The sequence below is a fragment of the Tahibacter caeni genome, from assembly GCF_024609805.1.
In the GTDB taxonomy this organism is placed as follows: domain Bacteria; phylum Pseudomonadota; class Gammaproteobacteria; order Xanthomonadales; family Rhodanobacteraceae; genus Tahibacter; species Tahibacter caeni.
Genome location: NZ_JANFVR010000116.1, coordinates 1 through 13955, shown reverse-complemented (window position 1 = coordinate 13955; position 13955 = coordinate 1). Strand labels below are relative to the sequence as shown.

Sequence of the window (13955 nt, the reverse complement as noted above, 5' to 3'; positions counted from 1 at the left end):
CAGCGGCGCCTGCCGCGCCCAGCGCCGCTGATGCCGGGCCGCCGGCGCCGCCGTCCGGCGCCGGCACTCTCCGATTTTTTTCCCGACCCTGCCGCGGCGGTGCGAACCGCCGCGGCCCGCTGCCGGAACCCGATGCTCCATGACGCTGGACTACGAACAACTCGCGCAGGCCACGGCGCAGGCCATCGCGACGCGCGTCTGCACCATCCGCCGCGCCGCCGCCGCGGACGCGGTCGACCTGGCCGACTTCGGCGCGCGCACTTTCATCGACACCTACGGCAACTTCAGCGCCGACGATCTGCGCCTGCATCTGGAGCGCACGTTCGCGCCGGCGCTCCAGGCCGCGGAAATCGCCGACCCCGACGTCGCGACCCTGCTCGCGCACGGCGGCGGCAAGCTCGCCGCGTTCGTGCAGGTGCGCCGCGGCGCCGTGCCCGGCTGCGTCAGCGGCGCCGCGCCGGTGGAGCTGCACCGGCTCTACGTGGACCGTACCTGGCAGGGCCGCGGCGTCGCGCAGCGGCTGCTTGCCGCGGCCGGCGAAGCCGCGCGCGACTTCGGCGGCGCGACCCTGTGGCTCAAGGTCTGGGAACGCAACGCGCGCGCGATCGCGTTCTACCGCAAGTCCGGCTTCGTCGACGTCGGCGTCGCCGAGTTCGCCGTCGGCAACGACAGCACCACCGACCGCGTGCTCGTGCTCGAGCTGCGCCGCCCGCCGCGCGCCGTCGCGGCCTTCCCCTGACCGCGCGTCGCGGAGACCTTCCATGCGCAAACCGCTGACCACCACCTTGCTCGCCGCGCTGCTCGTCCCGGGCGCCGCGTTCACGACCCGTGCCGACTTGCTGCGTTTCGACGCGGCCCACTTCGATCCGCGCGAAGGCGCGCCGGCGACGCCGGCGCCGTTCGCCGCAGCGGCGGCCGATGCGGCCGGCCTGCGCCTGATCCAGTTCGCCGGTCCGCTGCAGCCGCAGTGGCTCGACGCGCTGAGCGCGCGCGGCATCAAGCCGGTGCAGTACGTGCCCGACTACGGCTACCTCGTCTGGGCCGATCCCGCGGCGCAGCCGCGGCTCGCGCAGCTGCGCGCGGAAAAATCCTGGCTCGTCTACGACGCGCCGCTGCAGGCCTTCCTGAAGGTCGAACCGGCGCTCGCGCGGCAGCTCGCCGGCGGCGCGGAGATCGACGTTGTCGTGCAGATCTACGCGCACGCCGGCGACGGCGAAACGCGCCGCTTCGTCGAAAGCCTCGCGCGCGTGCCGACCGGCAGCCTCGGCCCGCTCGGTCCCGGCACGGTCGAGCACGTCTGGGCGCCGATCCTCGGCTTCCGCAATCTCGCGCTGCGCCTGCGCGCGGCCGACGTGGCGCTCGTCGCCGAACGTCCCGACGTCAGCTTCGTCGGCCTGCGCACGGCCGCACGCCAGCTCGACGAGAAGCAGGCGCTGGTCCTCAGCGGCGATTTCGCGCCGGGGCCGAGCTCGGCGAGCTACCTGCAGTTCCTGCTCGATCACGGCTTCAGCCGCGATCCGGCCGACTATCCGGTCGTCGACGTCTCCGACAGCACGATCCACGAAGGCGGCAGCGGCGTCACCGCGGTGGCGACGTCCGACGAGATGCTGCATCGCGACGGCGAAGTCGCGCAGCCCTCGCGCGTGGCTTATTTCAAGAATTGCTCGGGCATGAGCGACGCGCAGGTCGGCGCGGCCGACGGCCACGGCACGATCAACGCGAGCATCATCGGCGGCTACGACCAGCGCAGCGGCTATCCGTACACCGACGCCGACGGGCAGCGTTCCGGCCTCGGCATCAACCCGTTCGTGCGCGTGGGATCGACGACGATCTTCGTGAACTCGCCGGCGAGCTGGAGCATCGCCGGCTGCGGCGACACCGACCAGGGCATCGTGCGCGCGAACGCGGCGAACGGCGCGCGCATCAGCAGCAACTCCTGGGGCTATCGCACGAGCGGCAGCTACAGCGACCACGACCAGATCTGGGACGCCGCCGTGCGCGACGTCGACGTGGACGCGCCGGGCTCGCAGCCGATGATCTACATCTTCGCCGCGGCCAACGACGGACCCGGCATCGGCACAGTGTCTTCGCCGGCCGCCGGCAAGAACGTCATCACCGTCGGCGCATCGGAGAACCTGCGTCCGTTCGACAGCAAAGCCGACCGCTGTCCGAACGACGGCGCCGCGGCCGGCGACGACACGCAGGCCATCGCCGGCTTCTCCAGCCGCGGCCCGGTCGCCGGCAACCGGATCAAGCCCGAAGTCGTCGCGCCGGGCACGCACATCCTCGGCAGCGCGAGCGTCTACGCGAACTATCAGGGCGGCGGCGTCTGCATCCAGTACTACCCGGATTCGCCGGCACAGACCGAGTTCGCCGCATCCAGCGGCACGAGCCATTCCACGCCGGCGGTGTCCGGCGTGGCCTCGCTGGCCTACTGGTGGATAGCCCAGGGCGGTGCGGGGGCCAACGCCGGCACGCTCGACGAGATCGGCGGCGCGCGCGCGCCGAGTCCGGCGCTCATGAAAGCCTGGCTCATCGCGCATCCGAGCTATCTGAGCGGCTACGGGGCGAACGACGACCTGCCGAGCAACAGCCAGGGCTACGGCATGCCGAATCTCGGCGACATGTTCGGCCCGACGCCGAAGGTGCTGCTGGACCAGAGCGAACGCTTCGACGCGAGCGGCGAGGCGCGCGACTACGCCTGGGGCGTGGTCGAGCCGGGCCGGCCCGTGCGCATCGCGCTGACCTGGACCGACGCGCCCGGACAGCTCGGCGCGAGCCCGCAGGTCAACGACCTCGATCTCGTCGTCGTCGCGAACGGCCAGACCTATCGCGGCAACCGCTTCTCGCGCCAGTGGAGCGTGCCCGGCGGCAGCGCCGACACGCGCAACAACTACGAGGCGGTGTTTCTGCCGGCCGGCGTCTCGGGCGACATGAGCATCCGCGTCGAGGCGAGCAACATCGCCGGCGACGGCGTGCCCGGCGTCGGCGACACGACCGACCAGGACTTCGCGCTGGTCTGCAACAACTGCAGCCAGCGGCCGTCGTTCACCGTGTCGGCGCCGGTGCCGGCCGTGCAGGTCTGCCGCGGCGGTACCGCGACGTTGCCGCTGCAGCTGCAGGGCATAGTCGGGTTCTCGGACCCGGTCGCGTTCGCGGCCAGCGGCCATCCGGCCGGCAGCACCGTGACGTTCGCGCCGAATCCGGCCACGCCGCCGCAGCAGCAGCCGGTGCTGCAGGTCGCCGCCAATGCGGCGGTCGCGGTCGGTGACTATCCGCTCGCCGTCAGCGCGACCTCGGGCGCGATCGTGCGCCGGCTCGATCTGAACCTCGGCGTCTACGACCAGGCGCCGGCCGCGCCGGCCGGCCTGCTGCCGGCCGACGGCGCGAACGCGGTCGCGGCGACGCCGACCTTGAGCTGGCACGCGGCCGAGCGCGCCTACGGCTATCGCGTGCAGATCGCCGCGGATGCGGCATTCACGCAGATCGTGCGCGAACACGACACGACCGACACCGCCTGGACCTTGAGCAGCGGCGAGGCGCTGGACACGAGCGCGCGCTACTGGTGGCGCGTGATCGCGCGCAATCCCTGCGGCGACAGCGGCGACGGCGCGGACGACCGCGTGTTCGCCGACGGCTTCGAGAAGACCGCGGCGACCGCCGCGCAGAGCTTCACGACCTCGGCGCTGCCCGGCGACTGCCCGGTCGACACGACCACGGTGAACCTGTTCGACGACGACCTCGAAAGCGGCGCCGCGGGCTGGAGCCACGGCACCGCGGCCGGCAACGTCGACCGCTGGACGCTCGGCGCCCAGGCCAACAGCGGCACGCACGCCTGGCAGGCCGAAGCGCCGGCCTCGGGCGCGGCGAACCGGCAATGGCTGATTTCGCCGCCGGTCGCGATTCCGGCCGGACTGTCGAGCGCGAGCCTGAAGTTCTGGAGCCGGCAGAACCTCAAGTCCGGCGGCGCCGGCTCGGCGGTCTGCAACGACGCGGCCGTGGTCGAGGTGTCGCTGAACGGCGGCACGAGCTGGAGCCCGCTGAACGCGGTGCTGACCGATCCCTTCGACGGCGTGGTCAGCGGGGCGTTTTCCAATCCGCTCGCGGGCCGGTCTGCCTGGTGCGGCGATCCGCAGGACTTCCTGAACTCGGTCGTCGACCTCGGCGACTACGTAGGCCAGACCGTCCGGTTCCGCTTCCTGCTCGGCCACGACCGCTTCCCGCACCGGACCGGCGTCAACTGGGCCGTCGACGACGTCCGCGTCAGCGGGTGCACGCCGTAGGGCGCCCGGAGCGCGGCTCCGCTGTGCGCCGCTTCCACCACCTCGCCGGACGTCTGCGCGGCAGGCGTCCGCCGATTCGGGGCAGTGCGGCAACGCGCCGGCAAGACTCGGTCCCGAAACTGCGCACGCATCTCCTTTACCGCCGGCAGGAACTTGAATAGAGTGATGTTACCGGTGTCATTCTTTGATTTGATTGGCTATTTATTAATGCCTCTCGACTCCGGTGAAGCACGCTCAGACGTGTAGCAGACGCGGGGGGAAACCGAATACAGCAATGGCGTCATCCGATGAAGCTCACCTTCCGCCAGCTCAGCTATGCCATCGCTGCTGCACGCTACGGCAGCCTGACCGCCGCAGCCGAGGCCCTGCACATCTCGCAGCCGTCGATCTCGACCGCGATCACCCAGATCGAGGAATACTTCGGCCGCCCGCTGTTCGTGCGCCAGCGCGGCTCGGGCATCGCGCTGACCGCATTCGGCCAGACCGTGCTGGCCAAGGCCAGGGAAGTGTTGTCCAGCGTCGAGGCGCTCGAAGCGCTGGCCGACGCCGGCGCGGCGCCGCACGGCGAGTTCGTGCTCGGCTGCTTCGAGGACCTGGCGCCCTACTGCGTGCCGCCGATACTCGCGCGGCTGCGGCAGAACTATCCGGCGATCAGCGTGACCGTGCGCGAGGAAGGCTTCGACGACATCGGCCGCCATCTCGACGAAGGCGTGACGGATCTGGCCATCACCTACGACCTGGGCCTGTCCAACAGCATGGTGCGCATCATCCTCTGCGAACTCGCGCCGCAGGTGCTGCTGCCGGCCGACCACGCGCTCGCCGCGCAGCCGGCCGTGACGATGGCCGACATCGCGCGCCATCCGGTCATACTGACCGACCAGGCGCAGAGCTGGCAGCACATGCTCGAGCTGTTCTACATGCGCGGCGTGCGGCCGATGCGCGCGGTGCGCACGGGTTCGTTCGAGCTGCAGCGCGGCATGGTCGCGAACGGGCTCGGCGTCGCCATCGCCTACTCGCGGCCGTTCAGCGATTTCAGCTACGACGGCAAGCCGCTCGTACGCCGGCCGATCGCCGACCCGCTGCCGCTGCAGCGCATCCTGCTCGCGCGCAACGAAAAGAGCGTGCGGACCGCGGCCCACGCGGTCTTCATCGAGGAAGCGCGCGCCTGGTTCGCCGAGACCTGGCCCGAGGTCAAGGTGGCGGCGTGAGGCCCGGCGTGGTGACGGGTAGCTGCACCGGTGCCGGCCGCTGCAACTCCCGATCCTGCCCGTCATGGCGGCCGATGGTGAAGTACGCGACCGCGGCGAGAAAGGCGATCAGGAGCGCCATCCCTACGTAGGGCGCGTATTTTTCCAGCAAGGCCAGCCAGCCGCGGCCGGCGTCGTCGTCTCCGCTGTCCATCGACGCGGTTGCCGGCGCGATGCCGTTGCCCTGCGTTGCGTGACGGAGCCGGAACTCGATCTTCTGCAGCCGCTCGTCGATGCTGGCCAGCCGGCGGACCAGGCCGGCCGACTCGGCGCCGGCCGGCCGGGCTTCCACTGCCCGCGCCGGCACCAATGTCGGCATCGGCTGTGTTGCGGCGAGCGGAAGTGCGTCGACCTGGGACTGAGCGGCCTCGGCGACGATTCGGCGCAGCCGCTCCTCGATGCGCTCCCAGAACGTAGCCGACTGCCGCTCCTGCAGGTCGATCCCGCGCATCCGCGCGTCTTCGTCGGCCGCGTGGCGTTCCAGATTCACCGTGGCGGCCGCGAGCGCGGCCTGCAGCCGGCCGCGTTCTGCGTCGAGTTCCGCATGACGGCGGTTGGCGGCGTCGACTTCCTGTTCCAGCGCCTGGGCGCGGCTGCCGAGTGCGGCCAACGCGGCGAGCTGACCGCGCAAGGTCTGCTTGGACAGGCGAATGCCGCCGAACAGGCTGGCCAGGCCGCTGCCGCGACGCACCGGGTCCGTGCGCGAATCGAACTCCACCTCTCGGCCGAAGACGAACAGCAGGCGGCCGGGCTTGAGCTCCAGACTGCCGAGCAGCAACGTATCGAGTGCGTCGGCCATCTGCCGGTGCAGTTCGGAACCGACGCTCCAGTTTTCCTCGAAACAGATGTAGCGTGCCTCGTCGGCGAAGCTGCCGGCGAATGCGAGACCGCTCCCCGGCACGGTGGCTCCCACGACGTGATCGGCGAGGTACTGCGACGCGCGACGGCAGTTTTCGGCGATGCGCGCATCGACTTCCGCCGGTCCGGCCGGCGGTACGGCGCCGTTGAGCAGGCTTATCAGGGCCGTCAGCGTCTGCAGCAGCAGGTGGTGATCCGGTACCAGACCGTCGGGCAGCCATACGCCGACACCGCAGAAATTGCCGCGCGCGCCGTAGAGATCCTTCGCATGGCCGTACAGGCCTATCCAGGTCACCCGGCGCGTGCCGTCGGCGCCGATCAGGCGCGAAAAGTCGATGACGGACTGGCCCGGTTTCAGATAGACGTCGTTCTGCAGCCCAATCCGGTCGATCGACGGCAACCAGTCCGGCCGCGCGTCGCAGCCGTAGAGCCGCGACTTGAGGCCGCTGGAGACGTACAGCACCTCGATCAGCAGAGTCGTTGGGGCGGCGCCGGCTACGGAACTCATCCCCGTCAGACTCCGAATACGCGTTCGAGCAGCGCTGCCAGCCGCTGGCGCAAGGTCGGCGCGGGCGGCCGCGGTTCGTCGTAGAGCGGCGGCGGCGATCCGCCGTTCTGGCTCAGCGCGCCTCTGTAGATCCAGTTCCAGAGCGTGCGCGGATAGCGCCGCAGCTGCGCCTCGACTTCGGCATCGCGGCCGAGTATCTGGCGGCCGCTGATCAGGCCCGAGCAGTACTGCAGGATCTGCTTGGCGTGGTTGTCGCCGCCGGCATTGAGATTGGCGAAGGCGGCATAGGCCAGCGGATATTTGGTCCTGGCGACTTCCTTGACCTCGAGCAGAGCGGGCTCGCTGAAGCGGTTGCTCGGGTCCTGCGGGGCGACGTGATCGTCCCATTTGGTCACCAGCAGAAGATGGCGATCGTGGTGCTTGAGCGCGCGGATGTCGCGATACGAATTGATGCAGCCGACCAGCGCAAGATCGGCGGCGCCGCGCAGCTTCTCGTTCTTCTCGCGATCCCCGTCCTGGGACTCGCGGTACTGCTCGAGCTGGGTGACCGGCGCCAGATGCAGGAACGAAACGCCGCCGCCGAAGCTGCGCAGCAGCCCGGCGATCTCGGCGCGCATTTTCTGGAAGTAACGGTCGCTGCCGGTGTCCGGGTTGTACCACTCGCCATTGCTTTCCAGCAGCGCGATCTTGACCGCCGGACGCCCCTTGCCGGGCTGCAGCACGACCGGAATGAAGAACGGGAACTGTGTGCGTGTGGCGGCCTGCGTGCGCTCGTTGATGTGCTCGTGCACGGCGCGGAAGAAGAACGCCGCGGCTTTCTCGTGCGCCCAGCGGCCGTATTCGCTGCTCAGCGCGAACTCCTCGCCGAGACTGATCTCCGCGCCGGCTCCGGCATCCTTGCGGATGTAGGACAGCAGCGAGCAGAGCAGAGTGGTCTTTCCCGACGACGTGGAGCCGAATATCACGACCGGGTGATAGCCGAGCTCCTGCATCTGCTGCGCGAGCTGCCGGCCCGCTTCCTCCTGGTCGTCGCGAGATTCAGTCGGTGCCGCGACTGCCGTTTCCTCGGCGGTCGGCGGCGGGAGCGGCGGACGGCCTCCCGGCGGCGTGACTTCGAACAGCGGTTCTTCTTCCATCCTGCTCACGGGTCTTCTCCGGTCTGCGGCTGCTGGGCCAGGCTCACCACGGGGTGCCGATTTCGGGGGTCGAGTCCCGGCGCGTCGGCGCGCGCGCGGGCAGACGCCGGCGTTGAGCGGCCAGCCGCGCGAACAGGGCAATCAGGCCCACGTCGGCAATCAGCGAGGCGCCGATGTAGAACCAGGTCTGGAGCTTGTCCACGCGCGAGAGCACTAGCGGCACCAGATGGCCGAGTTCGCCGACGTTGCGCGCCGATTCGATCTCGATCTGCAGCGGGAACGCGCTGTCGGCCGCGGCAGCAGGCACGGCCTTCTTCACGTCCAGCGCGAGCGACTGATACTTGCCCGCGATCTCCTCGAGCCGGGGACGCACGACCTGGAACAACGACGCGCCGTTGTTGAGTTCCGTCCGCAATTGGTCCAGACGCGCGAGTTCGTTTTTGGCTTCGCTGTCGACACGGGCGGACAGCGCTTCCATTTCCGCGACGTTGTTGCGCAGATAGACCGGCGAGCCGCGCATCAGCGTCTCGATCTGGTCGAAATACATGTCGATGATGGCTTTGTTGTTGCTGCAGTCGCGCACGTTTCCGGAATAACGCACGAGGCCCGGCAGATCCCTGCGGATCTCGTCGATGATGCGCACGGCTTCCGGACCTTCGCCGCAGTTGCGCGGATTCAGGATTTCCTGCTGCAACTGGGTACGCAGCGGCGCGATGCGAGCGCGCAGCGCCTCGACTTCCTTGTTCTGCAGGGCCTGCCGCATGAGCACGGGCAGGTCGCCGAAGCGCCGCGTTGCGCCGTCCAGGGCTTCGTTGAAGATCGCCTTGCCTTCGAGCTGGATGATGGCCGTATTCAGCACGCCGAGCGCGCTGATCAGCATCAGCATCGTGAAAAAGATAGCGTTGCCGGCGACGCCATGGGCATCCAGCCCTATCGTGCGTGCGAGATTCCAGGCCGACGCGGCCAGCGCCAGCGCGACGATCAGGGCGCCTATCGATCCTACGGAACCATGGACCAGGTGGTACCAGCCGTAGCCGACCAGCAGCAGGAAGATGATGGAATACGGAACCAGCGTGGCCCGCGTCGCGCCGAACTCGCGCCCTTCGGCGGTTTCATGCAGAGCGCTCATGTCAGCGCTCCCTTTTTCACGCGTCCGCTTCGAGAAGCCGGAAGGCGGCAACCGGAAATGCTCATGAGCAGGCTCCTGCAGTCGGTGAAGGCCATGCAGAGCTGTCGCGAGAGTGCGCCGGCTCTCAGCGCAATGCGGCTTTCCGGTGCGGGGCTTGACTCGCGTTCGCGTTGCGGCGGCAGACGAAATCTCGCGACTCCATGGTGCAATGGTTGCCAAAAAAGCACCAAAAAGATGCAAGCTATCGCCCCGAACCTGATGACGCGTGACTCAATCCTTTGATAGGAAAGGTTTTGTTGCACTGGCACAACCCTTGCCATAGCAAGCTCATCTCCTACCCCACAGAGGTTGTACCCGCATGTCCGCCGAACAGGTTCTGCAGCTGATCAAGGATGAGGGCATCGAATTCGTCGACCTGCGCTTCGCCGACATGCGCGGCACGCAGCATCACGTGACCTTCCCGGCGCACGCGGTCGACGCCGGCACGTTCGAGGACGGCAAGATGTTCGACGGCTCGTCGATCTCGGGCTGGAAGGGCATCAACGAGTCCGACATGGTGCTGCTGCCGGACCCGGACTCGGCCTACGTCGATCCGTTCTTCGCGCACAAGACCTTGGCCATCGCCTGCGACGTGCTCGAGCCCAGCACCATGCAGGCCTATTCGCGCTGCCCGCGTTCGATCGCCAAGCGCGGCGAAGCCTTCCTGAAGTCCACCGGCCTGGCCGACACGGCGTTCTTCGGTCCGGAGCCCGAGTTCTTCATCTTCGACTCGGTGCGCTGGCAGAACGACATGGGCAAGGTGTTCTACGAGATCGAATCGCAGGAAGCCGCCTGGAGCTCGAAATACCGCTATGAGGAAGGCAACTCGGGCCTGCGCCCCGGCGTGAAGGGCGGCTATTTCCCGCTGCCGCCGGTCGATTCGTTCCAGGACCTGCGCGCCGAAATGTGCCTCGCGCTCGAAGCGCTGGGCCAGGTCGTCGAGGTGCATCACCATGAAGTGGCCAACGCCGGCCAGTGCGAGATCGGCACGCGCTTCGCCACGCTGGTCAAGAAGGCCGACCAGCTCATGCAGCTCAAGTACGTGATCCGCAACGTCGCGCACAAGAACGGCAAGACCGTGACCTTCATGCCCAAGCCCATCGTCGGCGACAACGGCTCGGGCATGCATGTGCACCAGTCGCTGGCCAAGGGCGGCCAGAACCTGTTCTCGGGCGACCTCTACGGCGGCCTGTCGCAGACCGCTCTGTACTACATCGGCGGCATCTTCAAGCACGCGCGCGCGATCAACGCGTTCACCAATTCGACGACCAACAGCTACAAGCGCCTCGTTCCGGGCTTCGAGGCGCCGGTCATGCTCGCCTACTCGGCGCGCAACCGTTCGGCGAGCTGCCGCATTCCGTTCGTGACCAATCCGAAGGGCCGCCGCATCGAGATCCGCTTCCCGGATCCGATGAACTCGGGCTACCTCGCGTTCACGGCGCTGATGATGGCCGGCCTCGACGGCATCCTGAACAAGATCGACCCGGGCGCGCCGATGGACAAGGACCTCTACGACCTGCCGCCGGAAGAGGAAAAGAACATCCCGACCGTCTGCCACAGCCTCGACCAGGCGCTCGACGCGCTGGACAAGGACCGCGACTTCCTGAAGGCCGGCGGCGTGTTCTCCGACGATTTCATCGACGCCTACATCGAACTCAAGCTGCAGGAGGTCACCAAGTTCCGCGCGTCGACCCATCCGCTCGAATACCAGATGTACTACGCGATCTGAGGTTGCCGGCAATCGAACCTTTCCCCCAGGCGCATGCGCCTGGGGGAAAGGGAGCGGTAGCGGCGCTTGCACGGCAATGACCAGAGAAAGAAGAAACACGAAAAAGCAACAAAACAAAAACTAGAAACACGCAAGGCCGCGCAGGGCGCGCGGCCGTTCGGGAAGGGCGGTGCGCGGGCTTTCGCGAGGCCTCGCGCGCCGGCCGCAGGATGCGGCGAACGAGGTCCGTCCATGCCGCGAGCCAGGCGCGGACGGAACCGAGGGGCGGCACAGCCCCGGGTTACCCGGAGTGGAGCGGCAGGGACTGCCACCGCTGCGCGCAGGCGCGGCGGCGACCAACTCACCGAACGGGAATCACCGACATGCCTCGCTCATACGCCACGCTTTGCGTGGGCGCCGCGCTTGCGTCCGCGTTTCTCCTCGCCGCCGGTCCGGCCGCGGCCGCCGTCAGCGGCACGCTCGCACTGACCAACGACTATCTGTTCCGCGGCCTGTCCCAGACCAACCAGGAGCCGGCCCTGCAGGGCGGCGTCGAATACGCCCACGACAGCGGCGTCTACGCCGGCGTCTGGGGCAGCAACGTCAGCTGGCTGTCGGACTATTCCAGCGCGTCGCTGCCGATCAGCAGCAGCGTGGAGCTCGACGGCTACGTCGGCTGGCGCGGCAACGTCAGCGACGCGCTCAAGCTCGACGCCGGCGTCTATACCTACTACTACCCCGGCGACTATCCCACGGGGTTCGTGCGGCCCTACACGACCGAGGTCTATCTCGGCGCGAGCTGGGGACCGGCCTCGCTGAAGTACTACCACGCCGTCACCAACCTGTTCGGCTTCGCCGAGTCCGACGGCTCGGGCTATCTCGATGCGAGCGTCAACTACGAATTCAGTCCGGGCTGGGTGTTCAACGCCCACGCCGGCCGGCAGCGCGTCAAGGGCACGTCGATCGCCTCGTACACCGACTGGAAGCTCGGTCTCACGCGCAACTTCGACGGCGGCTGGTCCCTGGCCGCCGCGTACGCCGACACGAACGCGGAACGCAGCGTCTACACCAATGCCTTCGGCAATTTCCTCGGACGCTCGACCGGTACCTTGACCATCACCAAAGCCTTCTAGGCGGGGAGATCCGATGAAACTGATCGTTGCCATCATCCGGCCGTTCAAGCTCGACGACGTGCGCGAAGCCCTTTCCGAGGCCGGCGTCAGCGGCATCACCGTGACCGAGGTCAAGGGCTACGGCCGGCAGAAGGGCCACACCGAGCTCTATCGCGGCGCCGAGTACGTCGTGGACTTCGTGCCGAAGATCCGTATCGAGGCGGCCGTTCCCGACAGCCTCGAAGACATCGCGATCGAGGCGATCACGACGGCCGCACGCACCGACAAGATCGGCGACGGCAAGATTTTCGTGCTCGAGCTGCAGCATGCGGTGCGCATCCGCACCGGCGAAACCGACGACGAAGCGCTCTGAGGGGGGAATGCCATGAAAACACTTGTTCCATTCTGCAAGACGTCGTCGCTGGCCGCTGCCTTCGCGCTGCTGCTGTTCTCCGGCGAGCTGTTCGCGCAGGCCGCCGCGCCCGTGCCGAACAAGGGCGACACGGCCTGGCTGCTGGTCAGCACAGCCATCGTGATCTTCATGACCCTGCCGGGCCTCGGCCTGTTCTACGGCGGCCTCGTGCGCTCCAAGAACATGCTGTCGGTGCTGATGCAGTGCGTGCTCGTGTTCGCGCTCGTCGCGGTGCTGTGGACCCTCTACGGCTACAGCCTCGCGTTCACGCCGGGCAACGCGTTCTTCGGCGGCTGGGACCGGCTGCTGATGAAGGGACTGACACCCGAGGCGAACGCGGCGACCTTCTCCAAGGGCGTGGTCGTACCGGAGCTCGGCTACTTCGCGTTCCAGGCCGCCTTCGCCTGCATCACCTGCGCGCTCGTCGTCGGCGCGTTCGCCGAGCGCATCCGCTTCTCGGCGGTGCTCGTGTTCACGGCGATCTGGTTCACCTTCGCCTACGTGCCGATGGCGCACATGGTCTGGTTCTGGCCGGGTCCGGACGCGTTCACCGACCAGGCCGCGGCCGACGCGGCGACGGCGGCCTCGGGCTTCCTGTTCAAGCGCGGCGCGCTGGACTTCGCCGGCGGCACGGTCGTGCACATCAACGCGGCCGTCGCCGGCCTCGTCGGCGCCTGGCTTGTCGGCAAGCGCATCGGCTACGGCCACGAAGCGATGCGCCCGCACAACCTGCCGCTGACCATGGCCGGCGCGTCGATACTCTGGGTCGGCTGGTTCGGCTTCAACGCGGGTTCGGCGCTCGAAGCCAACGGCTCGGCCGCGCTGGCCTTCGTCAACACCCTGATCGCGCCGTGCGCGGCGATCCTGGCCTGGACGCTCGGCGAGTGGATCGGCAAGGGCAAGCCGTCGATGCTCGGTGCGGCCTCGGGCGCCGTGGCCGGTCTCGTCGGCATCACGCCGGCAGCCGGCTTCGTCGGTCTCGGCGGCGCGCTCGTGATCGGCTTCGTCGCGGGCCTGGCCTGCCTCTGGGGCGTCAGCGGCCTCAAGCGCCTGCTGCGCGCCGACGACGCTCTCGACGTGTTCGGCGTGCACGGCGTCGGCGGCATCGTCGGTGCGTTGCTGACCGGCGTGTTCGCGGCGCCGTCGCTGGGCGGCGTCGGCATCTACGACTACGTCGCGAACAAGACGGCCGAAAGCTATTCCATCAGCGGCCAGCTGCTGATCCAGGGCACCGGCGTCGTCGTGACCCTGATCTGGTCCGGTCTCGTCGCGTTCATCGCATTCAAGCTCGCGAGTTTCCTGCCGGGCGGCTTGCGCGTCGCGGCCGACGAAGAGCGCGAGGGCCTCGACATCACCTCGCACGGCGAATCGGCTTACGACCGCTGAGCCGAATCGCGCCTGCGTCGCCGACGAGGCGGCGCAGGCGCCTGGGTGCGGCGTCGCCGCAGCGCCCGCGCCGCGGCGACGCGAGGCTTCAGCGCAGCGGCACGCGCCGCAGCATGATCGGCGACAGGCGCGCGCCG

The 13955-nt window shown here is 68.6% G+C and carries 10 protein-coding genes; 7 read left to right on the top strand and 3 right to left on the bottom strand.

All coding sequences use genetic code 11. From position 1 onward, the window contains the following. The first annotated feature begins 139 nt into the window (after positions 1-139). The 3 genes from NON22_RS11895 to NON22_RS11885 all read left to right on the top strand — a co-directional run bounded on the left by NON22_RS11895 (position 140) and on the right by NON22_RS11885 (position 5491). Positions 140-739, top strand: a complete 600-nt coding sequence (locus tag NON22_RS11895) for a GNAT family N-acetyltransferase (RefSeq protein WP_257387152.1) — start codon at positions 140-142, stop codon at positions 737-739. A 22-nt stretch (positions 740-761) separates the two neighbouring features. After that, positions 762-4283 (top strand): S8 family serine peptidase, encoded by a 3522-nt coding sequence (locus tag NON22_RS11890; protein WP_257387151.1) that lies wholly within the window; start codon positions 762-764, stop codon positions 4281-4283. Positions 4284-4570: 287 nt separating this feature from the next. Next, positions 4571-5491, top strand: coding sequence for a LysR family transcriptional regulator (locus NON22_RS11885; protein ID WP_257387150.1), 921 nt, complete (start codon positions 4571-4573; stop codon positions 5489-5491). Here NON22_RS11885 and NON22_RS11880 read toward each other — a convergent pair. From NON22_RS11880 to NON22_RS11870, 3 genes are read right to left on the bottom strand one after another with little or no spacing between them, the layout of a single operon-like run. Next, on the bottom strand, positions 5475-6896 hold the full coding sequence (locus NON22_RS11880) for a hypothetical protein (protein WP_257387149.1): 1422 nt from the start codon (positions 6894-6896) through the stop codon (positions 5475-5477). The two genes, NON22_RS11885 and NON22_RS11880, sit on opposite strands and share 17 nt — an antisense overlap. 5 nt (positions 6897-6901) lie before the next feature. Next, the gene (locus tag NON22_RS11875) at positions 6902-8041 is read right to left on the bottom strand and encodes a CpaF/VirB11 family protein (protein WP_257387148.1); all 1140 of its coding nucleotides are present in this window, start codon (positions 8039-8041) and stop codon (positions 6902-6904) included. Between the two features lie 34 nt (positions 8042-8075). After that, positions 8076-9380: a hypothetical protein gene (locus NON22_RS11870; protein WP_257387147.1), complete on the bottom strand. Its 1305-nt coding sequence runs from the start codon at positions 9378-9380 to the stop codon at positions 8076-8078. A gap of 139 nt (positions 9381-9519) precedes the next feature. Here NON22_RS11870 and glnA point away from each other — a divergent pair, with 139 nt between their 5' ends. The 4 genes from glnA (at position 9520) to amt (ending at position 13818) form a co-directional block, all read left to right on the top strand. Continuing rightward, positions 9520-10929, top strand: coding sequence for a type I glutamate--ammonia ligase (gene glnA, locus NON22_RS11865; RefSeq protein WP_257387146.1), 1410 nt, complete (start codon positions 9520-9522; stop codon positions 10927-10929). Positions 10930-11291: 362 nt separating this feature from the next. Then, the gene (locus tag NON22_RS11860; protein WP_257387145.1) at positions 11292-12041 is read left to right on the top strand and encodes a TorF family putative porin; all 750 of its coding nucleotides are present in this window, start codon (positions 11292-11294) and stop codon (positions 12039-12041) included. A 13-nt stretch (positions 12042-12054) separates the two neighbouring features. After that, the gene (locus NON22_RS11855; protein ID WP_257387144.1) at positions 12055-12393 is read left to right on the top strand and encodes a P-II family nitrogen regulator; all 339 of its coding nucleotides are present in this window, start codon (positions 12055-12057) and stop codon (positions 12391-12393) included. 12 nt (positions 12394-12405) lie between these two features. Continuing rightward, on the top strand, positions 12406-13818 hold the full coding sequence (gene amt / locus NON22_RS11850; RefSeq protein ID WP_257387143.1) for an ammonium transporter: 1413 nt from the start codon (positions 12406-12408) through the stop codon (positions 13816-13818). The last annotated feature ends 137 nt before the right edge of the window (positions 13819-13955 follow it).